General features: G+C 68.3%; 22 protein-coding genes. 15 read left to right on the forward strand and 7 right to left on the reverse strand.

Features of this window, described 5'->3' with window-relative positions; genetic code table 11:
* Positions 1-43: 43 nt before the first annotated feature.
* The 4 genes from urtC to EJI01_RS24485 all read left to right on the forward strand — a co-directional run bounded on the left by urtC (position 44) and on the right by EJI01_RS24485 (position 4,552).
* Complete coding sequence (gene urtC / locus EJI01_RS24465; protein WP_126839725.1) at positions 44-1,255, forward strand: urea ABC transporter permease subunit UrtC; 1,212 nt, start codon at positions 44-46, stop codon at positions 1,253-1,255.
* The gene (gene urtD / locus EJI01_RS24470; protein WP_126839726.1) at positions 1,252-2,127 is read left to right on the forward strand and encodes an urea ABC transporter ATP-binding protein UrtD; all 876 of its coding nucleotides are present in this window, start codon (positions 1,252-1,254) and stop codon (positions 2,125-2,127) included. The genes urtC and urtD overlap by 4 nt, the downstream gene beginning before the upstream one ends.
* A gap of 701 nt (positions 2,128-2,828) precedes the next feature.
* Positions 2,829-3,521, forward strand: a complete 693-nt coding sequence (gene urtE / locus EJI01_RS24480; RefSeq protein ID WP_126839727.1) for an urea ABC transporter ATP-binding subunit UrtE — start codon at positions 2,829-2,831, stop codon at positions 3,519-3,521.
* A gap of 41 nt (positions 3,522-3,562) precedes the next feature.
* Positions 3,563-4,552 carry a VTT domain-containing protein gene (locus EJI01_RS24485; RefSeq protein WP_126839728.1) on the forward strand — a complete coding sequence of 330 codons (990 nt, stop codon included), beginning with the start codon at positions 3,563-3,565 and terminating at the stop codon, positions 4,550-4,552.
* On the opposite strand, the gene EJI01_RS24490 is transcribed toward EJI01_RS24485, so the two are convergent.
* From EJI01_RS24490 to EJI01_RS24515, 6 genes are all read right to left on the reverse strand, one after another.
* Positions 4,526-5,962, reverse strand: a complete 1,437-nt coding sequence (locus EJI01_RS24490) for an MFS transporter (protein ID WP_126839729.1) — start codon at positions 5,960-5,962, stop codon at positions 4,526-4,528. The two genes, EJI01_RS24485 and EJI01_RS24490, sit on opposite strands and share 27 nt — an antisense overlap.
* The gene (locus EJI01_RS24495) at positions 5,959-7,551 is read right to left on the reverse strand and encodes a glucan biosynthesis protein (RefSeq protein ID WP_126839730.1); all 1,593 of its coding nucleotides are present in this window, start codon (positions 7,549-7,551) and stop codon (positions 5,959-5,961) included. The genes EJI01_RS24490 and EJI01_RS24495 overlap by 4 nt, the downstream gene beginning before the upstream one ends.
* 80 nt (positions 7,552-7,631) lie before the next feature.
* The gene (locus EJI01_RS24500; protein WP_126839731.1) at positions 7,632-8,462 is read right to left on the reverse strand and encodes an urease accessory protein UreD; all 831 of its coding nucleotides are present in this window, start codon (positions 8,460-8,462) and stop codon (positions 7,632-7,634) included.
* A gap of 30 nt (positions 8,463-8,492) precedes the next feature.
* Positions 8,493-8,711: a SlyX family protein gene (locus EJI01_RS24505; RefSeq protein ID WP_126839732.1), complete on the reverse strand. Its 219-nt coding sequence runs from the start codon at positions 8,709-8,711 to the stop codon at positions 8,493-8,495.
* Positions 8,712-8,749: 38 nt separating this feature from the next.
* Positions 8,750-9,262 (reverse strand): nucleoside deaminase, encoded by a 513-nt coding sequence (locus tag EJI01_RS24510; protein ID WP_126839733.1) that lies wholly within the window; start codon positions 9,260-9,262, stop codon positions 8,750-8,752.
* Positions 9,259-10,287 carry an ABC transporter substrate-binding protein gene (locus EJI01_RS24515; protein WP_126839734.1) on the reverse strand — a complete coding sequence of 343 codons (1,029 nt, stop codon included), beginning with the start codon at positions 10,285-10,287 and terminating at the stop codon, positions 9,259-9,261. Before EJI01_RS24515 ends, EJI01_RS24510 begins: the two co-directional genes overlap by 4 nt.
* 267 nt (positions 10,288-10,554) lie before the next feature.
* On the opposite strand from EJI01_RS24515, the gene EJI01_RS24520 reads away from it, so the two are divergent.
* From EJI01_RS24520 to EJI01_RS24565, 10 genes are all read left to right on the forward strand, one after another.
* Positions 10,555-11,631: a Rieske 2Fe-2S domain-containing protein gene (locus EJI01_RS24520; RefSeq protein WP_126839735.1), complete on the forward strand. Its 1,077-nt coding sequence runs from the start codon at positions 10,555-10,557 to the stop codon at positions 11,629-11,631.
* A gap of 131 nt (positions 11,632-11,762) precedes the next feature.
* A complete protein-coding gene (locus EJI01_RS24525) occupies positions 11,763-12,125 on the forward strand; it encodes a Zn-ribbon domain-containing OB-fold protein (RefSeq protein WP_126839736.1) in 363 nt (120 codons plus the stop codon).
* Positions 12,122-13,267 (forward strand): thiolase family protein, encoded by a 1,146-nt coding sequence (locus EJI01_RS24530; protein ID WP_126839737.1) that lies wholly within the window; start codon positions 12,122-12,124, stop codon positions 13,265-13,267. The genes EJI01_RS24525 and EJI01_RS24530 overlap by 4 nt, the downstream gene beginning before the upstream one ends.
* Position 13,268: 1 nt before the next feature.
* Positions 13,269-14,033, forward strand: coding sequence for an SDR family NAD(P)-dependent oxidoreductase (locus EJI01_RS24535; RefSeq protein WP_126839738.1), 765 nt, complete (start codon positions 13,269-13,271; stop codon positions 14,031-14,033).
* A 9-nt stretch (positions 14,034-14,042) separates the two neighbouring features.
* Positions 14,043-14,849, forward strand: a complete 807-nt coding sequence (locus tag EJI01_RS24540; protein WP_126839739.1) for an enoyl-CoA hydratase/isomerase family protein — start codon at positions 14,043-14,045, stop codon at positions 14,847-14,849.
* Positions 14,850-14,871: 22 nt separating this feature from the next.
* On the forward strand, positions 14,872-15,861 hold the full coding sequence (locus tag EJI01_RS24545) for a tripartite tricarboxylate transporter substrate binding protein (RefSeq protein ID WP_126839740.1): 990 nt from the start codon (positions 14,872-14,874) through the stop codon (positions 15,859-15,861).
* The gene (locus tag EJI01_RS24550) at positions 15,858-16,259 is read left to right on the forward strand and encodes a PaaI family thioesterase (RefSeq protein WP_126839741.1); all 402 of its coding nucleotides are present in this window, start codon (positions 15,858-15,860) and stop codon (positions 16,257-16,259) included. Before EJI01_RS24545 ends, EJI01_RS24550 begins: the two co-directional genes overlap by 4 nt.
* Positions 16,260-16,279: 20 nt before the next feature.
* A complete protein-coding gene (locus tag EJI01_RS24555; RefSeq protein WP_126839742.1) occupies positions 16,280-17,503 on the forward strand; it encodes a CaiB/BaiF CoA transferase family protein in 1,224 nt (407 codons plus the stop codon).
* 28 nt (positions 17,504-17,531) lie between these two features.
* On the forward strand, positions 17,532-17,798 hold the full coding sequence (locus EJI01_RS24560; RefSeq protein ID WP_126839743.1) for a hypothetical protein: 267 nt from the start codon (positions 17,532-17,534) through the stop codon (positions 17,796-17,798).
* 107 nt (positions 17,799-17,905) lie between these two features.
* Positions 17,906-18,364 carry a GAF domain-containing protein gene (locus EJI01_RS24565; protein ID WP_126839744.1) on the forward strand — a complete coding sequence of 153 codons (459 nt, stop codon included), beginning with the start codon at positions 17,906-17,908 and terminating at the stop codon, positions 18,362-18,364.
* Positions 18,365-18,396: 32 nt separating this feature from the next.
* Here EJI01_RS24565 and gcvA read toward each other — a convergent pair whose 3' ends face one another.
* Positions 18,397-19,293 (reverse strand): transcriptional regulator GcvA, encoded by an 897-nt coding sequence (gene gcvA, locus EJI01_RS24570; RefSeq protein ID WP_126839745.1) that lies wholly within the window; start codon positions 19,291-19,293, stop codon positions 18,397-18,399.
* 218 nt (positions 19,294-19,511) lie between these two features.
* Between gcvA and EJI01_RS24575 the strand changes: the two genes are divergently transcribed.
* Positions 19,512-20,393: an SDR family oxidoreductase gene (locus EJI01_RS24575; RefSeq protein ID WP_126839746.1), complete on the forward strand. Its 882-nt coding sequence runs from the start codon at positions 19,512-19,514 to the stop codon at positions 20,391-20,393.
* Position 20,394 lies beyond the last annotated feature (1 nt).

Raw genomic sequence — 20,394 nt, forward strand, 5'->3', positions numbered from 1 at the left:
TGTTCCCCGACTGGCCCGCGCGTGCGTTTTGTTTGCTGCCGCTATGAACTCCGTGACTCTCCCCCCCAAGGGCCCGCTTCTCAGCGGCAAGGGCTGGACCGCCTTCTTCGTCGCGCTGATCGCCGTCTGCGCGCTGGCGCCGGTGCTCAACCTGCTGGTGCCCGCGGGCAGCCCGCTGCACATGAGCGACTACGCGGTGGCGCTCGTCGGCAAGATCATGTGCTACGCCATCTGCGCGCTGGCCATGGACCTGATCTGGGGCTACACCGGCATCCTTTCGCTGGGCCACGGGCTCTTCTTCGCGCTCGGCGGCTACATGATGGGCATGTACCTCATGCGCCAGATCGGCCGCGATGGCAACTACAAGAGCGATCTGCCGGACTTCATGGTCTTCCTCGACTGGAAGACGCTGCCCTGGCACTGGACCTTCAGCGACAGCTTCGTCGCCACGCTGGTGCTGATCGTCGCGGTGCCGGGCCTGATCGCCTTCGTGTTCGGCTTCTTCGCCTTCCGCTCGCGCATCAAGGGCGTGTACTTCTCGATCATCACGCAGGCCATGACCTTCGCCGCGATGCTGCTGTTCTTCCGCAATGAGACCGGCTTCGGCGGCAACAACGGCTTCACCGACTTCAAGCGCATCCTCGGCGTGCCGATCGCGACGCAGGAGATGCGCATGACGCTCTTCGCGCTCACCGGCCTCACGCTGGTCGGCTTCTTCCTGTTCGCCAAGTGGCTGGTCGCGAGCAAGTTCGGTCGCGTGCTGCAGGCGATTCGCGATGCCGAGTCGCGCGTGATGTTCTCGGGCTACAACCCGCTGCCCTACAAGCTCACGATCTGGGTCATCTCGGCCGTCATGTGCGGCGTGGCCGGCGCGCTCTATGTGCCGCAGGTGGGCATCATCAATCCCGGCGAGATGAGCGCCGCCAACTCGATCGAGATCGCGATCTGGGCCGCGGTCGGCGGCCGCGCCACGCTGATCGGCCCGATCATCGGCGCCTTCATCGTCAACGGCGCCAAGAGCTGGCTCACGGTGGCCTACCCCGAGTACTGGCTCTACTTCCTCGGGGCCCTCTTCATTGCTGTCACGCTGTTCCTGCCGAACGGCATCGTGGGCCTGGTCAGGAAATGGGCGTCCAGGGAGAAGACGCCGGGCGAAGGCCGGCGCGAGGCGCAGCGCGCCATGGCCGCCGGTCAGGGCGTCGAGCCCTCTGCGCTCGCGCCGCTGGCGGTGGAAACGAAGGGAGCCCGCGCGTGACGCCCGACCTGATGGACGCAGGCGCGGAGCGCATCGCGCGGCACAGCCACGGCGCGCACGCCAGCCTGACCGAATCGGGCGGACGCGAAGCCGGCTATGGCCGCCATGCCGCGGCGGGCGAGGTCGACATCACGCACGGCCGCATCCTCTACCTCGAGGACGTGAGCGTGAGCTTCGACGGCTTCAAGGCCATCAACAAGCTCTCGCTCGACATCGCGCCGGGCGAGCTGCGCTGCATCATCGGCCCCAACGGCGCCGGCAAGACCACGATGATGGACATCATCACCGGCAAGACCCGGCCCGACGAAGGCACGGTGTTCTTCGGCAGCACCATCGACCTGCTGCGCCACAAGGAGGCCGAGATCGCGCAGCTCGGCATCGGCCGCAAGTTCCAGAAGCCGACGGTGTTCGAGCACCTCACCGTGTTCGAGAACCTCGAGCTCGCGCTCAAGACCGACAAAGGCGTGAAGGCTTCGATGCTGTTCAAGCTCGATTCGGCGCAAAGCGACCGGCTGGCCGAGGTGCTGCACACCATCCATCTCGAAGGCAGCGTGCTGCGCCTGGCGGGCAACCTGAGCCACGGGCAGAAGCAGTGGCTCGAGATCGGCATGCTCCTGATGCAGGACCCGAAGCTGCTGCTCTTGGACGAGCCGGTGGCGGGCATGACCGACGAGGAGACCGCGCGCACGGCGGAGCTCTTCCTCAAGCTCAAAGGCCAGCACTCGCTGATGGTGGTGGAGCACGACATGAGCTTCATCCGCACCATCTCCGAGATCGTGACGGTGCTGTGCGACGGGTCGGTGCTGGCGCAGGGCACACTCGACGAAGTTCAAGCCGATGAACGGGTGATCGAGGTCTATCTTGGCCGGTAGCGCGGTCTTGCTCCCTCCCCCGCTGGGGGAGGGTTGGGGTGGGGGCCCTCCGGCCCTTGATTTGTGCGCTGCGCTTTGTTGGGCGCCGGAGCCGGGAATTCGCCCCGGCGGGCGAGTCACTTTCTTTGCTTCGCCAAAGAAAGTAACCAAAGAAAGGCGACCCCACTGTCTGCGACCCTCCACTTCGTTCCGGGCAACCTGCGGTGCTCGCTTTTCGCGGGGTCTCGCTCGAACTCGCCTTCGGCTCAGACAATCGCGAGCCCTGATCCGCGAAAAGCTGCGCTCCTCGGCGCGGCCAGAGGGGAGGGGAACGGGGACAGGCCTTCGCTTCGCTCGGCGGCCCGAACATCCAACAACCAAAAGCCCAAGTACGCGCCATGGCGCGTTGGAGTTCAATCCCCTCTGGGCGTGCCGAGGAGCGCAGCTTCAGGCGGATAAAGGGCCGCGCGTGTTTGAGCCGCAGGCGAGTTTGCGCGGACCCCGCCTGAAGCGAGCACCGCAGGTTGCCCGCAGCGAAGCGGAGGGACACGCACAGTGGGGTCGCCTTTCTTTGCCTACTTTCTTTGGCGAGACAAAGAAAGTAGGTCGCCCGCCGGGGCGAATTCCCGGCTCCAGCCTCGAAATCAAGCGCAACGTGCAAACCAGACGCCGAAGTGCCCTCACCCTCACCCCCCAGAGGGAGTAATACCGAGACCCCACGCATGCTCAAGGTAAAAAATATCCACCAGTACTACGGCGGCTCCCACATCCTTCGCGACGTGAGCTTCGAAGCCACCGCAGGCAAGGTCACCGTGCTGCTCGGCCGCAACGGCGTCGGCAAGACCACGCTGCTCAAGGCCTTGATGGGCCTGGTGCCGATCAAGAGCGGCAGCATCGAATTCGACGGCGTGCCGATCCACAAGAAGACGCCCTACGACCGCGCCCGCGCCGGCATGGGCTTCGTGCCGCAGGGCCGCGAGATCTTTGCGCGCCTCACGGTCGAGGAGAACCTGCGCATGGGCCTGGCCTACAGGCCGGGCTCGACGCCCGTGCCGCCCGAGCTCTACGAAGTCTTCCCGGTGCTCAAGCAGATGCTCAAGCGCCGCGGCGGCGATCTCTCGGGCGGGCAGCAGCAGCAGCTGGCGATCGCGCGCGCGCTGGCGCCCAACCCCAAGCTGCTGATCCTCGACGAGCCGACAGAAGGCATTCAGCCCAGCATCATCAAGGACATCGGCCGCGTGATCCGCATGCTGGCCGAGCGCGGCGACATGGCCATCGTGCTGTGCGAACAGTACTACGACTTCGCGCAGGAACTGGCCGACGACTACCTCGTGATGGAGCGCGGCGAGGTGATCGCGCGCGGCCTCGGCAAGGACATGGAAGCGCAGGGCGTGCGGCAGCTGGTCGCGATCTGAGCGCGGCCACGGCGGCGCCCGGTTGGCGCTACGCTCCGGGCATGCAGCAACTGATCGCGCTGATGGTCGACCACGCAATCGCGGTGGTATTCGTCGTGAGCTTCGCCGCCCGCCTCGGTCTGCCGGTGCCGGCCGCCCCGGTGCTGGTGGTGGCGGGCGGCCTCGCGGCCGTGGCAGAGCCGGGGCTGCTGGTCGGCATGGTGCTGGCCGCGGTGCTCGCCAACGTGCTGGGCGACGGCGTCTGGTTCTACACCGGCCGCACCTACGGCTACCGCTTCATGCGGCTGCTCTGCAAGATCTCGATCTCGCCGGACTCCTGCGTGCGGCGCAGTGAAACGCTGATCGGCCGCTGGGGCGGCCTGTCGCTGGTGGCCGCCAAGTTCGTGCCCGGCGTCTCGGTGGTGGCGCCGCCGATGGCCGGTGCGCTGGGCATGTCCACGCCGCGCTTCCTGGTCTTCGAGACGGCGGCCGCGCTGCTGTGGGCCGGCGTGTTCCTGGGCCTGGGCTGGCTGTTCCGCGAGCAGATCGAGGCGGTGCTGGAGGCGCTGGCCAATGCCGGCAGCGCCGCGACCGCGGCGCTGGTGGTCGTGCTGGCGGCCATGCTGGCGCTGCGCTGGTGGCGCCGCCGCGCCATGCTCCGCATCACCAGGATGCCGCGCGCAACCATCGACGAACTGCTTGCCCTGATGGACGGCGAGGCACCACCGCTCGTCGTCGACGTGCGCGGCGAGGCCGGCATCCAGGTCGATCCGCGACGCATCCCGGGCGCGCTGCCGATTCCGCTGAAGGCCTTGCAGCAGCGGCGAGGGGAACTGCCCTTCGAGGACAGGGGGCGCGAGATCATCCTGTACTGCAGCTGCCCCAACGAGGTGTCGGCCGCGTTGGCCGCGCAGGCCTTGATGACGCGCGGCTTCGTGCGGGCGCGGCCGCTCGCCGGCGGGCTCGAAGCGTGGATCGAGGCCGGCCATCCGACCTTGTCGCACGACCAGGCCAAGCCGCCGCTCTCAGCCGTCGCCCCTGCCGGGCATTGAGCCCAGCGGTGGCGCCACGTCCTCGAGCGGCCTGCGCTCCGCGTCCACCGCCCAGCGCAGCGCGAGCAGCCCGGCCACGATGACGAGCACCGCGCCGATCGCATAGCCGATGGCGACCGCGCCGCGGCTGCCGGTTTCGATCAAGGCGCCGAACAGCACCGGCGCCACGAAGCCGCCGGCACCGGTGCCCACGGCATAGAAGATCGCGATCGCGATCGCGCGCATCTCGAGCGGGAACACCTCGCTCACCGTGAGGTAGGCCGAGCTGGCCGCCGCCGATGCGAGAAAGAAGACGGCCGACCAGCACAGCGCCTGGCTGCGCGCATCGAGCCAGCCCTGCATGAAGGCCCAGCCGGTCAATGCCAGCCCCACGCCCGAGAGCACATAGGTCAGCGCGATCATGCGGCGCCGGCCCACGCGGTCGAACAGCGGGCCCAAGAGCAGCGGCCCGAGCACATTGCCGAGCGCGAACGGAAAGATGTAGAGCGCCACCTTGCCCTCGGCCACGCCATGGAAGCGCGTCAGCACCAGCGCGTAGGTGAAGAAGATCGCGTTGTAGAAGAAGGCCTGCGAGAGCATCAGCGCCACCGCCACCATGCTGCGTTGCGGGTAGCGCGCGAGCAGCACCTGCGCGACTTCGCGCCAGCTCGGGCTCGCGCGGTCGCCGAAGTGCACGCTGCCGACGGCGGGTGCGAGCGGCCCCTGCTGCGCAGCGATCTCGGCCTCGATGCCCGCAACGATGAGCTCGGCCTCTTCGGCCCGGCCATGCGCGATCAGCCAGCGCGGGCTTTCGGGCACGTTGCGCCGCACCAGCAGGATCGCCACGGCCAGCAGCGCGCCGAGTCCGAAGCCGGCGCGCCAGCCCCACACCGGGCCCAGCACCTGCGGGTCGAGCAGCCACAGGCTCAGCCCGGCGCCGAGCGCCGCGCCGATCCAGAAGCTGCCGTTGATGGCCAGGTTCACGCGCCCGCGCACGCGCGCCGGAATCAGCTCGTCGATGGCCGAGTTGATGGCCGCGTACTCGCCGCCGATGCCCAGGCCGGTGACAAAGCGGCACAGCGCGAAAAAGGCGAAGTCGGGCGAGAAGGCGGTCGCTAGCGTGGCCAGCGCATAGACCGCGAGCGTGATCAGGAACAGCTTCTTGCGGCCCAGCCGGTCGGTGAGCCGGCCGAACAGCAGCGCGCCGATCACCGCGCCGCCGACGTAGAGCGAGCCCGACCAGCCGATCTGCGCCGCGTTCAAGCCCAGCGTGTCGGGCCGCTCCAGCACGCCGCCGATCGAGCCCACCAGCGTGACCTCGAGACCGTCGAGCACCCAGGCCACGCCGAGCGCGAGCACCACGCGCCAGTGCCAGCGCGACCAGGGCAGGCGGTCGAGGCGGGCCGGGATGTCGCTGTGAAGAGGCGTCATGCGGGCGCGAGCTTTCGATCGGCCGGCGCCGGCGGCGTCCATTCGTACAGCCAGGTTTCGCTCAAGGCCTGGCCGTCGGCACGCAGGAAGAGCCGCAGCGTGACCGGCCCGCTGCGCGGCGGCGGCACCGCGTCGAAGGTGGCGCGGACGCCGTTCACCGATGCGAGCGGGCGTGTCGACTTGAGCTCGATACTCCCGCTCGACGCGGTGATGACGGGCTCGACCGTCGTCGTCTTCGGGTCGATCCGCGCCAGCTGGCCGCCTGCGAAGTCGACCACGAAGCGCCAGGACCAGTGCCGCCGCTTGCGCCCGACCGTGCCGCCGATGCCGGTGCGCGTGGCCACGCAGGTGGCGAGCGCCGGGCGCACCGGCGCGGTGGCGCCCCAGTAGAGGCGATAGCCGTACAGCAGCTCCTGCCCGCGCTTCGGCTTCTGCGCCGGGTTCCAGAAGGCCACGATGTTGTCGAAGGTCTCGTCCATCGTCGGTATCTCAGCCAGCTGGATCGCGCCTTCGCCCCAGGCGGCCTTGGGCTGGACCCAGAGCGAAGGGCGCTTCTCGTAGAAGGCGCCGTCGTCCTGGTAGTGATCGAAGTTGCGGTCGCGCTGCATCAGGCCGAAGCCCTTGGGGTCCTTGTCGACGAAGGAGCTGAAGCGCAGCGTGGCCGGGTTCGCGAGCGGGCGCCAGATCCATTCGCCGTTGCCGCTGTGCATCGCCAAACCGTCGGAGTCGTGGATCTCGGGACGCCAGTCGCGCGCCATGCGGCGGTCGTTCTCGCCGACCTGGAACATGCTCGTGCAGGCGGCGATGCCGAGGCGCTCGATCTGCCTGCGTGGGTAGAGCGCGGCATCGACGTCCATCATCAGCAGCTCGCCCGGCATGATCGCGAAGCGGTAGGCGCCAGTGATGCTGGGCGAGTCCAGCATTGCGTAGACCACCACCGTGTTTGCACCCGGCGCCGGCCGCTCGAACCAGAAGTCGGTGAAGTCCGGAAACTCCTCGTCGCGGCCCAGCGCCGTGTCGACTGCGAGGCCGCGTGCCGACAGGCCGTACTGTCTCTCGGCGCCCACCGCGCGGAAGTAGCTGGCACCGAGGAAGGCGGCGACATCCCTGTCGAAGTCGGGTGCGACGTGGATGCGAAAACCGGCGAAGCCGAGGTCGCGCGGCTGCCGCGCGCCGTCGAGGCCGCTTCGGCCGTAGTCGAACATCGCAGGGTCGTAGGCCAGCTCCTGCGCCTGGCCGCCGGCGAGCTCGAACATGCGCACCGGCCGCTTGAAGAACAGCCCCAGATGAAACAGGCGAATCCGGAAGCGCAGCCTGTCGTCGGCCCACAGCGCATGGTCGGGCATGAAGCGGATGGCTTGGTACTGGTCCCAGTCGAGCGCCGCGACATCGCGGGGCAGCGCCCTGCCGTGCGGCCGATAGGGCCGGTGAGCGAGTTCGCGCGCCACGCCCTTGAGCCAGGCGTAATCGAATTTTCCGGGGCTGCCCAGCGGCTGGGGTCCGGCTGCCCAGGCTGCGGGTGCCACCGCAAGGCTCGTGCAGCCTGTGCTTGCGACCGCGCCGGCAGCGAGAAAGCTTCTTCTTCGCATGGCGCAGTCTAGGCAGCGCCGCGGCCGCGGTTCGTCGGACGAGCGCCTGTTCGGAGGGGCTTCGGGCCTGTTGACGGCCCCTACATCGCCCAGATGCGCGGCGGCGTACCCGTCATCTGCCAGAGCTCGGCACGCCATGCCTTCCATACCTGCCGCAGCAGCTGCATGGCCGGCTCGACCACCGGCGCGAGCGCGCGCAGCACGATGATTTCGGCATGCGGGCTGGTCGCACCGGCGCTCTCGCGCAGGCCGTGCGCATCGATCAGGGCACGCGCGGCTTCGAGCGCCGCTTCGCGCCGCGCACGCGCGATCGGCGAGCCGGCGACGAAGAAGATCGAGGCCAGGCAGCGGTGGCCCGCCAGGCCGATCGGGCTCTGCAGCAGGCGCCGGTCGGATGCATCGATTCGCCCGCGCTCCAGCCACACGTCCGGCACCTCGATGTGCTGCTGCAGGCTGCCGAGCTCGAAGGGCTTGCCGGCGTTGGGCAGGCCCAGCGCCGTCACGTCCCAGCCGATCAGCTCGGCGCCTTCGGCAACGCGCAGGGTCAGCCGGTTCTCGGCGCGGCAGCCGCTATAGCAGATCGCTTCGAGCGGCAGCCATTCGAGCCGCGCGCCGGCCTCGAGCGCGAGCTCGGTGCGCTGCAACGAGAGCTCGCCCTCGGAGCGGTAGAAGCGCGTGGCGCCCGGCGTGGTGATGAGCCCGTGGCTGCCCGCCGCGGCGCGCACCGCGATGTCTAGCGTGTCGCCGCCCACCAGCCCGCCGGGCGGATGCACCAGGACGTTGTGGCAGACCGCGTCGCCTTCGGGGTAGAGGCTTTGCAGGATGCGCAGCGGGCCTTCATGGCGAAAGCGTGCGACGCTGCGCTGATGTTCTAGGTTGTAGGCGAGGGCTAGTCGCGCGTGCCATGGCATGGGCGTAGGGGTCCGGATCGGGCTGTGGCTTCAGTAGTGGGGCGGCAGCTCGTCGCGCGGATTGCGCGTCGCGCCGGCTCCGGAATCAGGACTCTGCTGCCGAAGCTGCGTGACCTGAAGGATCAGGCTGTCGATCTGCTGCTGTTGCCTGTAGAGGGTCAGGTTCAACTGGTCCAGCAGGTCTTCGGTGAAACTGGCCTTGATCTCCAGCTCGTTCAGGCGGTGTTCTGCGTCTTGTAGGGTTTCCATGCCGCTATTGGACAGGAGTTCGATGGCGTCCTGGTCGCTCAGTCCTTCCACGCCCCCACATGCGCCGCGGCCGCTTCGTCGACCAGTGCCGGCCCGATGCATTCGATCGCATGCGGCGAGGCGCGGAACACGTCGCGGCATGAGAGCTCGGCATCGCGCTGGTCGGCATGTTCGCCGCGGAACACGCGCAGCCGCTCGGCGTCGAGGCCGAACACCACGCGGCCGATGTTCGACCAGAAGATCGCGCCGGCGCACATCACGCAGGGCTCGGCCGACGAATAGAGCGTGGCGCCGGCCAGCTCTTCGCGCGACAGCCCGCGTTCGCCGAGCGCGCGCACGGCGTTGGTTTCGGCATGGCCGGTGACGTCGCCGGTCTCGGCCGTGTTGCAGTAGGCCTCGGCCAGCACCTCGCCGGCGGCCGACACCACCACCGCGCCGAAAGGCCGGTTGCCGCGGCGGCGCGCCGCATGCGACCAGACGATGGCCTTGCGCAGGTAGCGGCCGTCTTGCTCGTCGAGTTCAGTCTCGTTGGGGAGGGAGAGAGGGCTCATGCCTTGATGGTACGTTCCCCGCGCGCCGGCAGCATCGAGCCGTTGAAGATCGCGTCGGCCGAGGGTTTGCGCTTCAGCCCGAAGACCTCGGCCACCTCGTCGACCTGCTGTTCCAGCGTGAGCTTGCGGATGTCCCCCAGCCCGTGCGATGCGACGTCCGCGGCCCCGACGTACTGCGCCGTGATCGCCCAGCGCTCGCGCTCGACCTTGTCATCGAGAATGGGCTCGCGCTGCCGCATCGCCGCGATGCTCGGACCCGGGTTGGCAAAGGTCTCGACGATCGCGCGGTTGGTGGCACGCAGAAAGGCCGCCACGACTTTCGGGTTCTGCGCAATCAGGTTGCTGCTCGCCAGGATGGCGTTGCCGTAGAGGCTGACGCCTGCATCGGCGTACTTCAGCACCGAGAGCTCCTCGGGCTTCATCCGCGCGAAGAGCGAGACCGCGGAATCGTGGAAGTAGGTCGCGGCATCGACGTCGCCACGCACCATGACGTTGTCGCGCGCGCTGAAGTCGGTCGTCTGCCATTGGAAGGCATCGCCCTGCATGCCTTGCTTGCGCGCCACCATCGGCCAGGCGCGGCGCGTGGACTCCACCGCCGCGGCCGCGACCTTCTTGCCTTGCAGGCTCCTGAAGTCGCCGTTGATGCCGCGGTCCTTGCGGCCGATGATCACGAACGGTGCACGGTTGTAGTACTGATAGACCGCCTGCACCACGGGCGTGCCCGGATTCTGTGCATTGAACTCGATCAGCGAGCTGATGTCGCCCAGCCCCACCTGGTACACGCCGCTTGCAACGCGCGTGATCGAGGCCACCGAGCCGGCGCCGGTGTCGATCGCCACGTCCAGCCCTTCGTCCCTGTAGTAGCCCTTGCTCTCGGCCAGGAAGAAGGGCGCGGTCTGGCCGTTGATGCGGAAGTCGAGAGTGAACTTCAGCGGCGTGGGCTTGCCGCCCTGCGCGAAGATGGCGGGCGCCGCGAGCGCGGTTGCAGCTGCGGCGGTGGATGCAATGAAGGAACGGCGTTGCATGGAATCTTCTCCTGGAGATCGCGGGGCTTGAACACCCGGCCAGGGCGGCCGGGAACTCCAAGAGCAATTTCCGGGCGGGCGCACGGCATTCGTGCGTGCGCTGCTGAACGCTTCTACTCTTGCCGGTGTTCATGCAGGACGCATGCCAAGCCGGCAGGCCCGCAAATTGCAAAGCGAACACGCAGAGTAGAAGCGTTCAGCCTCGGCGCCCGAGGCGGGAAATTGCTCTTTCACGTTGGTCCTCACGCAACCGAAGGAGTCGCTCTCATGCTCGTCACGCAGCAACCCGTTTTCCGCAAGTTCTGGCATGCCGTCATGCCGCTGGCCGATCTGCAACGGGGGCCCAGGCCCTTCACGCTGCTGGGCGAGAACATCGTTCTTTTTCTCGATGCCGACGGGCAACCCGCTGCCTTGCGAGACCGCTGCTGCCACCGCACCGCCCGGTTGTCGAAAGGGTGGTGCGTCGACGCCGGAGGCAAGGCCTGCGCGCAGGGCGCCATCCAGTGCGGCTACCACGGCTGGACCTACGACCGCAGCGGCCAGGTGATCCGCATTCCGCAGTACGAAGCCGATCGCAAGATCTCGCCCGAATACCGGACCACGGCCTACCACTGCAGCGCGCGCTACGGCTATGCCTGGGTCGCGCTGGAAGATCCCATCGCGGAGATCCCGCACGTTCCCGAGTTCGACGATCCGAGCTACCGCACCATCTTCCAGTTCCACGACGAGTGGCAGACCAGCCCGATGCGCGCGCTCGAGAACTCCTTCGACAACTCGCACTTCAGCTTCGTGCACCGCGCCACCTTCGGCGTGGCCGCGAGTCCGAAGCCGAGCAGGTACGAGCTGGTCGAGAACGAGAGCGGCTTTCATGCCGAGACCCTGATCGAGGCGATCAATCCGCCCAGGTTCCACGCCATCAGTGGCGTCGCCGACCCGATCACCACGCGCCATATGCGCAACGCCTACTTCGTGCCCTTCTCGCGCCGGCTCGACATCGAATACCCCTCGGGCATCCGCCACATCATCATCAACTGCTTCACGCCCATCGACGACGGCCGCATGCAGCTGTGCCAATGGCTGTTCCGCAACGACACCGAGGCCGACTGCGCGGCGCAGATGCTGATCGACTTCGACGCCGAGATCACGCGCGAGGACAAGGACGTCCTCGAATCGACCGACCCCGATGCGCTGGTCGACACGCGCCGGCGCGGCGTCGAGTATTCGATGGAGTCCGACCGGCCCGGCATGCTGATCCGCAAGCACCTGATGCAGCTGCTGGCGAAGCACGGCGAATCGGAGGTGCACCGCGGGACGCCGGTGGTGCCTCTCACTCGGGCGGCCTGAGGCCGGGGCGTCGGTCGGTTGATTTTTTCTCAAGCCAAGGCGCCGCAGAACTCGTTTGTCGGCGAGCGCCGGAAGGACAACCATAGCTCCATCCCGATGCCATCTCCGCGGCGTCGGTCACAAGGAGACCTATGTACACCGCCCTCTTCCCGCTGTGGAGCCCTGACCCCGATCCCAGCCTGCTTGCATCGCGCGCCGTCGATTCCGGCGAACTGATTTTTCCTGCACTGCCGGATGCCTCGCCGCTGGCAGTACGTCATGCGCCGGTCGCGCTGCCCTCGATCGGCGAGGTCTACAGCTTCACCGTCATCCACCCCGGCGCCAAGAGCGGGCTGGCGCCGTACGCGCTCGGCTACGTGGACCTGCCGGGTCCCGTGCGCATCTTCGGCCGGCTGCAGGGCAGGGCACGCCCGGCCATCGGGGAGCGCTATCGCGCCGTGCCGGACGAGCAGTTCGGCTACGTGTTCGAGGCGGTCGAAGGAGCCTCGGCATGAAAAACATCTTCGTCACCGGCGGCGCCATGACGCCCTTCGGCCGCCACGCCGGCGTGCTCGCGCCCGAGCTTGCGCAGCGGGCCATCCTGGAGGCCATGAACGACGCGGGCGTCGAGGCGCGCGACATCCAGGCCATCTACTGCGCCAACGTGCTCGGCGGCATGATCCTGGGCCAGCTCATCGTCCGCGACCTCGGCTTCGGCGGGATTCCGGTCTACAACGTCGAGAACGCCTGCGCCAGCGGCGCCACGGCGGTGCATCTGGCGCGGCACGCGATGATGGCCGAGCAGTACGACACGGTGCTGGTGTTCGGCATCGAGCAGCTCACCGCGCTCGGCGGCGGCACCATCCCGCTGCAGCGCAACGACCACAAGACCGAGCTCTACGCGAAGGCGGGCATGGTGCTGCCGGCCGTGTATGCGATGCGCGGCACGCGCTTCCTGCACGAACGGTCTGCCACGCCGGCCGATCTGGCGGCCGTCGCGGTGAAGAACCGCCGCCACGGTTCGCTGAACGAATACGCCCAGCAGCGCACCGAGGCCACCGTCGAGGAGGTGCTGGCCTCGCGCATGATCGCCGACCCGCTGACGCTGCTGCAGTGCTGCCCTTCGCAGGTCGACGGCGCGGCCGCCGTGGTGCTGCGCACGCGCCGTCCGGCGCAGGGAAGGGCCGTGAAGCTGCTGTCCTCCGTGGTGGTGTCGGGCATTCGCGAACGGGCCGACGACGACATCCTCGATGCCGAGATCACCGCACGCGCGGCACGCCAGGCCTACGAGCAAGCCGACCTCGGCCCGCAGGATCTCGACGTGGTGGAGCTGCACGACGCCTTCACCATCGCCGAACTGCTGTACTACGAGGCCTTGGGTCTCGCGCCGCGCGGAGAGGCTGTCGCCTTGCTGCAATCCGGCGCCACGCGATTGGGTGGCCGGGTGCCGGTGAACCCCAGCGGCGGGCTGCTTGCCAAGGGCCACCCCCTCGGCGCCACTGGCGTCGCGCAGATGGTCGAGCTGATGTGGCAGCTGCAAGGCCGCGCCGGTGCGCGCCAGGTCGAGGGCGCGAAGGTCGGCCTGACCCAATGCACCGGCGGCGGCATTGCCGGCGTCGACCATGCAGCGTCCTCCGTCCACCTGCTGGGAGTGTGAGATGAGCGAAAGCAGATTCAACCCCGAACACGTGGCCGTGGTCACCGGCGCCGCCCGCGGCATCGGCCTCGGCATCGCGACGCGGCTCTCCGCACAAGGCCTCAGCGTCGCCTTGCTCGACCGCGATGGTGCGGCACTCGACGCTGCGGTAACCGTCTTGCAACAGAACGGGCGAAAGGCCATGGGCGTTGCGGTGGACCTGACCGACTCCAAGGCCGTCGATGCGGCCTTCGACAGGATTCTCGCCAGCGCCGGCCGCGTCGACTTCCTCGTCAACAACGCGGGCGCGGTGCGCGACACGCGCTTCCTGAAGATGACCGACGAGGACTGGGACGTCGTCATCGACTCCAACCTGCGCTCGCAGTTCGTCTGCTGCCGCGCAGCGCTGCCCGGCATGGTGGAGCGCGGCTTCGGCCGCATCGTCAACCTCTCCTCGCGCGCCTGGCTCGGCGGCTTCGGCCAGGCCAACTACTCGGCGGCCAAGGGCGGCGTGGTGAGCCTGACGCGCAGCCTGGCGATCGAGTTCGCCGCCAAGGGCGTGACCGTCAACGCGGTAGCGCCCGGCATCGTCGACACGCCGCTGTTCCGCAACTTCGCGCCGGAGGTGCAGGCGCGGCTCAAGGATTCGGTGCCGGTGCGGCGCATCGGCACGGCGGACGACATCGCGCTGGCGGTCGAGTTCTTCCTCGATCCGGCGGCGTCCTATGTGACCGGCCAGACCCTTTACGTCTGCGGCGGCCGCAGCCTGTCATCGCCCAGCGTCTAGGAGCACCGCATGACCGTTCGTCTGGATATCGAGGACCAGGTGGCGCTGATCACGCTGGACCGTCCCGAAGCGCTGAATGCGCTGGACCTTTCGGCGCTGCGCGAACTGCGCCGCTGCCTGGTCGAGGTGCGCGACCGCGACGACCTGCGCGTGGCCGTCCTCACCGGCGCAGGGAACAAGGCCTTCTGCGCCGGCGCCGATCTCAAGGGCACGCAGATGTCGCCTGCACCTTATGCCGAAGCATTGTTCCGCGCGTCCGCGCCGGCAGCCGACATGGGCCTGTACATCCGGCTCATGGACCTGGGCGAGCTCTGCCTGTTCAAGCCGCTCATCGCGGCCGTCAATGGCCATTGCCTCGGCGCCGGGCTGGAGCTGGCGCTCCAGTGCGACCTGCGCATCGCCTCGGCGAATGCAAGCTTCGGCTTGCCGGAGACGGCCGTCGGCTCGATTCCCGCCGTGTCCGGCCTGCACCGCCTGCTCAAGGCCGTGCCGTCGGCGCATGCGATGCAGATGGTGCTGACGGCGCAGCGCATCGATGCGAGCACCGCCCAGCGCATCGGTCTGGTGTCGGAGCTGGTGGAAGAACCCGCCGCGCTGCTCGACCGCGCCTTGGCCCTGGCGCGGCGCATCGCCGGCAACGCGCCGCTGGCGGTGCAGGCCGTGAAGAAGCTGTCGCGCCAGACGGCGCACCTCGGCGAAGCCGACGCGCAGCAGCTCACCGAGCTGTACTGGGGCGTGCTGCGGGATACGCAAGACCGCATCGAGGGCCGCAGGGCTTTCGCCGAGAAACGCACGCCCTGCTATGCGGGCCGCTGAACATCGATCCAAGGAGACACGCATGAACACCCATTCCACCCACCGCCGTTCGTTGCTGGCGCTTGCGGCCGCCGCGCTCTGCAGCTGGCCGCTCGCCCATGCGCAGCAGCCTGCGTATCCGGCGAAGGCGATCACGCTCGTGGTGCCGTTCGCGCCCGGCGGCGGCAACGACATCCTGGCGCGCGCCATCGGCCCGCGCATCGCGGAAATCCTCGGCCAGACCGTGGTGGTCGACAACCGGCCGGGAGCCGGCGGCAACCTCGGCACCGACATCGTGGCGCGTGCGCCGGCCGATGGCTATACCTTGCTGCTGGCTTCCAACCAGGTGACGATCAATCCGGCCATCGGCGTCAAGACGCCCTTCAAGCTGGAAAAAGACTTCGCGCCGATCAGCCTGCTGGCTTCGGTGCCGATCGTGCTGGTGGCCCATCCGGCCGAGCCCTATCGGACGCTTGCCGAGTTCGTGCAGTACGCCAAGGCCCACAGCGGCAAGCTGACGTACAGCAGCCCCGGCAACGGCACGCCGCAGCACCTGGCAGGCGAGGTGTTCGCCAACATGGCGAAGACGCAGCTGGTTCACGTGCCTTACCGCGGTACCGCGCCCGCCATCGCCGACGTGATCGGCGGGCAGGTGCAGCTGGCCTTCGGCACCATGGCCTCGGTGCTCCCCTTCATCGAGAGCGGCAAGCTGCGCGCGCTCGGCATCGCGGGACAGGCCAAATCGGCGGCCTTGCCGCAGCTTCCGACCTTCGGCGAGGTCGGTTTCAAGAACTACGAAGCCTCGCTCTGGTACAGCCTGCTCGCCCCGGCGCAGACGCCGAAGCCGGTCATCGACAAGCTCAATGCCGCGGTGGTGGAAGCGCTCAAGAACCCCGAGGTCCAGGCGCGCCTGGCCAAGCAGGGTTTCGAGACCCGCTCTTCCAGTCCCGCAGAGGCCAGGCAGCTGCTCGACAAAGACCTGCTTCGCTGGGCGCGCCTGGTCAGCGAACTCAAGTTGAAGATCGAGCAATGAGCGCCGGTCCTGCGTTGCGGCTCGATAACCCGCTGCTCGAGCACCTGGGCATCCGGCTTGTCGAATGGCGCCCCGGCCGATGCGCCCTGGCGCTTGCGCTCGAAGCCCGGCATCTCAACCGCCAGGCCAGCCTTCAGGGCGGCGTGACCGCCACGCTGCTCGATGCCGCCTGCGGCTACGCCGGACTGATGACGCAGGGTGATGAGGCGCCGGTCAATGCGCTGACCTTGACGCTGTCGGTCAGCTATCTCGCTCGGGCCAGCCGGGGCGAAGTCCAGGCGCGCGGGCGGGTGACGGGCGGCGGCAGACGCGTCTACTTCGCTAGCGCCGAGCTGGTCGACGACGACGGCGCCGTCATCGCCACGGCCCAAGGGGCTTTCAGGCGCCAGTCGAACTGAACCATGAAGGAGACATCGCCATGCTGCGCACTGCACTCGAGAACCTGAAGGTCGTCGACTTCACGCAGATCGGCGCCGGGCCCACCTGCTCGATGCTGCTGGCCGACATGGGCGCCCGCGTGATCAAGGTCGAGGCCCCCGAGGGCGAACTCGGACGAACGCTCGGCCCGCCGTGGATCGGCGACGACAGCGCGCTGTTCCACGCCTTCAACCGCAACAAGCTCGGGCTGTGCCTGGACCTCAAGGCCCCCGAAGGCATGGCCGTCGCTCGCACCCTGATCGCGCAAGCCGACGTCGTGATCGAAAGCATGCGGCCCGGCGTCATGGAGCGGCTCGGCCTCGGCTATGCACAGCTCGCGGTCGACCATCCGCGCCTGGTGTACTGCTCCATCTCCGCCTACGGGCAGAACGGCCCGTATGCCGATCGCGCCGGCGTCGACGGCATCCTGCAGGCCGACAGCGGACTGATGAGCCTGATCGGATCGCCGGGCGCCGAGCCGGGCAAGGTGCAGGCGCCGGTGGTCGATGTCGTCACCGGCTACGTCGCCTGCGTGGGCGTGCTGGCGCAGCTGCAGCAGCGCACGCAAAGCGGGCAGGGCGGCTATCTCGATGTGAACCTGATGAACGCGGCGCTGGCGTTGCAGCAGTCTTCGTTCACCAGCTACCTCTCGGATGGCGAGCTCCCGCAGCGCATGGGCAGTGCGGCGCCGTACTCCGCGCCCAACGAGGCTTTCGAAACCGCCGACGGCTGGATCATGGTGGCCGCGTACAACGGCGGGCGCTGGGACCGGCTGTGCGAAGCGCTGGCACTCCCGCAGTTGATCGGCGACGAACGCTTCGCCAGCTCGCCCCTGCGCGTGGTCCACCGGGGAGCGATGCGTGACGTCCTGGCCGGGGCATTCCGCGCCCGCTCGACCGACCATTGGCTCGCCGAGCTCAACGCCGCCGACATCCTGTGTGCGCGCGTCGCCGACTACGGCGATGTCGAGCGGCATCCGCAGGTGGCTGCCAACCAGATGATCGCCACGCTCGACGATCCGGCCGCAGGCGCGGTCCGGACGCCGGGCTTCCCGATCAACAGCGCCGAAACCAACCGCCTGCCGCACGCGCCGGCGCCGCGCCGAGGGCAGCACACGCGCGAGATCCTGGCGGCGGCGGGCTACGACGCGATGCACATCGAGCGCCTGCTCGCGGAGCGCGTCGTGTCCTCCGAGGAGGCCCGTATTGCTAACATGCCCGGCTGAAAGCCAATCGATAGGGAGCAGAAGCCGCATGGCGAACGAGTCCAACCGAAGAGACGAATTGAAGAGGATGACGCTGTGCGCCTCGTGCGCGGGCATCCAGAGGAACTGGCGCCGCGCAGCCGGGCACGCCGAACTCGTGCAGGTGTCCAGCCGCAAGGCCGAGCGCAGCGATGGCGACCGCGGCGGCCGCACCGTCAATGTCACCAGCTACAGGTGCGACGCCTGCGGTACGCGGTGGGAATACGAGAACGACAAGACGAACCAGCAAGCGGGCTGGTCGGTCGTGGGGCAGTAGACGCGCGCGAAGTCGTCCTGCCGGAACTGCCAAGCCTCAGCGGCAGGGCGCTGGACTTCGGGTATCCATCATGTCCGCCACCTCCCTCGAGGCGAAAAAATCGAGGGATGGCATTGCCCCGCAATCTGGAGACGCTCTCGGCCATCCTGCATGCCGAGGGCACGGCTGCGGCACTTGCCTATCTGAACGAAGGCGTCCCGCACCGGTTCAGCGCCGTCTATCGCTTCGCCGGCCCCATGCTGCGAAACGTCCTGCTGCACGACAAGGCGGGAGAGATGCGGCCCGAATACCTTGCGGCAGTGCCCTTCGACAAGAGCTTCTGTCAGTTCGTTCTTCGGGATAGTTCGTTCCGTACCGACGACTCGGCGGCTGACCCAAGGCTTGAAGGTCACCCTTACCGAGGCGTGGTCGTCTCGTATCACAGCGTTCCGCTGGTGAGCAATGCCGGCGAGCTTTGGGGCACGCTGAGCCATTTCGACACGGCACCCCTGCCGCTCTCCGATGACGAGTTCGAGCTTCTGCAGGGTGCAGCCAGGTTGCTGCCGAGCTTCCTCGTCGAAGGTTGAATAGATCTTCGTTCCTGCCCTGCCGAAAGCGACTATGGCCGCAGCGCGAACTGCGCGAGCATCCAGGTCCGGAACTGCTTCATCGATGCGCTCTCCGGCCGCCCGGCCGGCGTCAGCAGGTAGTAGGTATGGCTGCCCATGTCGAGCGTCTTCTTGAAGGGCATGACGAGCTTGCCGTCGCGCAGGTCGTCCTCGACCAGGAAGAGCTGCGCCATGGCCAGCCCTTGCCCTTCGATCGCGGCGGCGTAGGCCATCGCGGAGCTTTGGTAGGTCATGCCCGCGGCGCTGTCGACCTGCTGCGCCACGCCGTTGGCGTCCAGCCAGTAAGCCCAGTCGTCAGGACGGGCGATCGAGTGCAGCAAGGTGAAGTGGCGCAGGTCTGCCGGCTTGCGCAGCTTGGTGCGGCCTTTCAGGAGTGCGGGGCTGCACACGGGCGCGAGGATGTTGGCGACCAGCATATGGCTGTTCGCGCCGGGCCACTTGCCGTCGCCAAGGCGGATCGCCGCGTCGAGGTCCTCCTTGCGGAAGTCGACTTCGTCCAGCGAGGCGGTCAGGAGGACCTCGATGTCGGGATGGGCTTGGTGGAATCCGGAAAGCCGCGGGATGAGCCAGCGCATCGCGAAGGTCGTGTACGAACGCACCTTGAGCTGCTTGCGCTGCGTGCGTCGCGTGAGGCGCCTGGTGGCCTCGCGCAGCGCATCGACGGCCTTGGTCACGGCACGGAAGTAATCCGCGCCGGCCCGCGTCAGCGAGATCTGGCGGTGCCCGCGGTGCAGCAGCTGCAGGCCCAGCGTGTCCTCCAGCAGCTTGATCTGGCGGCTCACCGCGCCGGGCGTGACATGCAGTTCGCCCGCAGCGACGGTGATGCTCAGGTGCCGCGCTGCGGCCTCGAAGGCGCGCAACGCATTCAGCGGGGGCAGGCGGTCCATGCCGCCAGCCTAGCCTCGATTGCGAAAAACTCAAGTGCGAGCTTCCCGCGCCTCGCTCTGGCTCGATCTCGAACGCTTAGCATTGGCAGATGGGCGAGCGCCTCTATCTCCGCCCGACGACTGTGCCGCGAGACGCCACTGCGTTTCGGTTTCTTCAAGACGGCGGGCTGAGCGGGCGCTAGCTTCGGGCATCGGCTGAAGAGAACGAAAGGAGACGAATGGCCCCGACGCTGAAGAACTGCATCGCCGTGGTCACGGGCGCCAGCCGAGGCGCCGGGCGCGGCATCGCCGTCGAGTTGGGCGCGGCGGGGGCCACGGTGTATGTCACCGGGCGCAGCACGCGCGCGCAGCCCGCCGACACCTATGGCGACATCCTCGCGCTCTCCGGGCTCGACGCGGTGCCGGGCAGCATCGATGCGACCGCCGAGGAGGTCACGCGGGCCGGCGGCCGCGGCATCGCGGTGCGCTGCGATCACACGCGCGAAGACGACGTGGCTGCGCTCTTCGCGCAGGTGCAGCGCGACGAGGGCCATCTCGACCTGCTCGTGAACAACGCCTGGGGCGGCCACGAGACCTTCAACGGCGTGTTCGAGGCGCCGTTCTGGGAGCATTCGCTCGCGCAATGGGATTCGATGTTCGACCGCGGCGTGCGCAACCACCTGCTGGCCAGCCGCTTTGCCGCACCGATGATGGTCGCGCAGGGCCGCGGGCTGATCGTGACCACCACCTTCTGGGACCGCGATCGCTACCTGCGCGGCAACCTTTTCTACGATCTGGCCAAGGCCGCGATGAACCGCCTGGCCTTCGGCATGGCGCAGGAGCTGCGTCCGCACGGCGTCGCTTCGCTGGCCGTGTCGCCGGGCTGGATGCGCACCGAATTCGTCCTGACCGGCCACAAGACCGACGAGGCGCACTGGACCGAGCGCCCGGCATTGGCGCGCACCGAATCGCCGCGCTACCTGGGCCGCGCAGTCGCGGCACTGGCGGGCGACCCGAAGATGCTGGACAAGAGCGGCGCGGTGCACCGCGTCGCAGACCTGGCGCGCGAATACGGCTTCACCGACATCGACGGTCGCCAGGTCGAGGCCTTCGAGATGTGAC

Origin of the sequence: Variovorax sp. MHTC-1, from assembly GCF_003984645.1 — a bacterium.
Lineage (GTDB): Bacteria > Pseudomonadota > Gammaproteobacteria > Burkholderiales > Burkholderiaceae_C > Variovorax.

Bases quoted from the DNA above. Each gene is read 5' to 3' on its own strand.
- urtC (WP_126839725.1), top strand. From the start codon at position 44: ATGAACTCCGTGACTCTCCCCCCCAAGGGCCCGCTTCTCAGCGGCAAG.
- urtE (WP_126839727.1), top strand. From the start codon at position 2,829: ATGCTCAAGGTAAAAAATATCCACCAGTACTACGGCGGCTCCCACATC.
- EJI01_RS24485 (WP_126839728.1), top strand. From the start codon at position 3,563: ATGCAGCAACTGATCGCGCTGATGGTCGACCACGCAATCGCGGTGGTA.
- EJI01_RS24490 (WP_126839729.1), bottom strand. From the start codon at position 5,962: ATGACGCCTCTTCACAGCGACATCCCGGCCCGCCTCGACCGCCTGCCC.
- EJI01_RS24495 (WP_126839730.1), bottom strand. From the start codon at position 7,551: ATGCGAAGAAGAAGCTTTCTCGCTGCCGGCGCGGTCGCAAGCACAGGC.
- EJI01_RS24500 (WP_126839731.1), bottom strand. From the start codon at position 8,462: ATGCCATGGCACGCGCGACTAGCCCTCGCCTACAACCTAGAACATCAG.
- EJI01_RS24505 (WP_126839732.1), bottom strand. From the start codon at position 8,711: ATGGAAACCCTACAAGACGCAGAACACCGCCTGAACGAGCTGGAGATC.
- EJI01_RS24510 (WP_126839733.1), bottom strand. From the start codon at position 9,262: ATGAGCCCTCTCTCCCTCCCCAACGAGACTGAACTCGACGAGCAAGAC.
- EJI01_RS24515 (WP_126839734.1), bottom strand. From the start codon at position 10,287: ATGCAACGCCGTTCCTTCATTGCATCCACCGCCGCAGCTGCAACCGCG.
- EJI01_RS24520 (WP_126839735.1), top strand. From the start codon at position 10,555: ATGCTCGTCACGCAGCAACCCGTTTTCCGCAAGTTCTGGCATGCCGTC.
- EJI01_RS24525 (WP_126839736.1), top strand. From the start codon at position 11,763: ATGTACACCGCCCTCTTCCCGCTGTGGAGCCCTGACCCCGATCCCAGC.
- EJI01_RS24530 (WP_126839737.1), top strand. From the start codon at position 12,122: ATGAAAAACATCTTCGTCACCGGCGGCGCCATGACGCCCTTCGGCCGC.
- EJI01_RS24535 (WP_126839738.1), top strand. From the start codon at position 13,269: ATGAGCGAAAGCAGATTCAACCCCGAACACGTGGCCGTGGTCACCGGC.
- EJI01_RS24540 (WP_126839739.1), top strand. From the start codon at position 14,043: ATGACCGTTCGTCTGGATATCGAGGACCAGGTGGCGCTGATCACGCTG.
- EJI01_RS24545 (WP_126839740.1), top strand. From the start codon at position 14,872: ATGAACACCCATTCCACCCACCGCCGTTCGTTGCTGGCGCTTGCGGCC.
- EJI01_RS24550 (WP_126839741.1), top strand. From the start codon at position 15,858: ATGAGCGCCGGTCCTGCGTTGCGGCTCGATAACCCGCTGCTCGAGCAC.
- EJI01_RS24555 (WP_126839742.1), top strand. From the start codon at position 16,280: ATGCTGCGCACTGCACTCGAGAACCTGAAGGTCGTCGACTTCACGCAG.
- EJI01_RS24560 (WP_126839743.1), top strand. From the start codon at position 17,532: ATGGCGAACGAGTCCAACCGAAGAGACGAATTGAAGAGGATGACGCTG.
- EJI01_RS24565 (WP_126839744.1), top strand. From the start codon at position 17,906: ATGGCATTGCCCCGCAATCTGGAGACGCTCTCGGCCATCCTGCATGCC.
- gcvA (WP_126839745.1), bottom strand. From the start codon at position 19,293: ATGGACCGCCTGCCCCCGCTGAATGCGTTGCGCGCCTTCGAGGCCGCA.
- EJI01_RS24575 (WP_126839746.1), top strand. From the start codon at position 19,512: ATGGCCCCGACGCTGAAGAACTGCATCGCCGTGGTCACGGGCGCCAGC.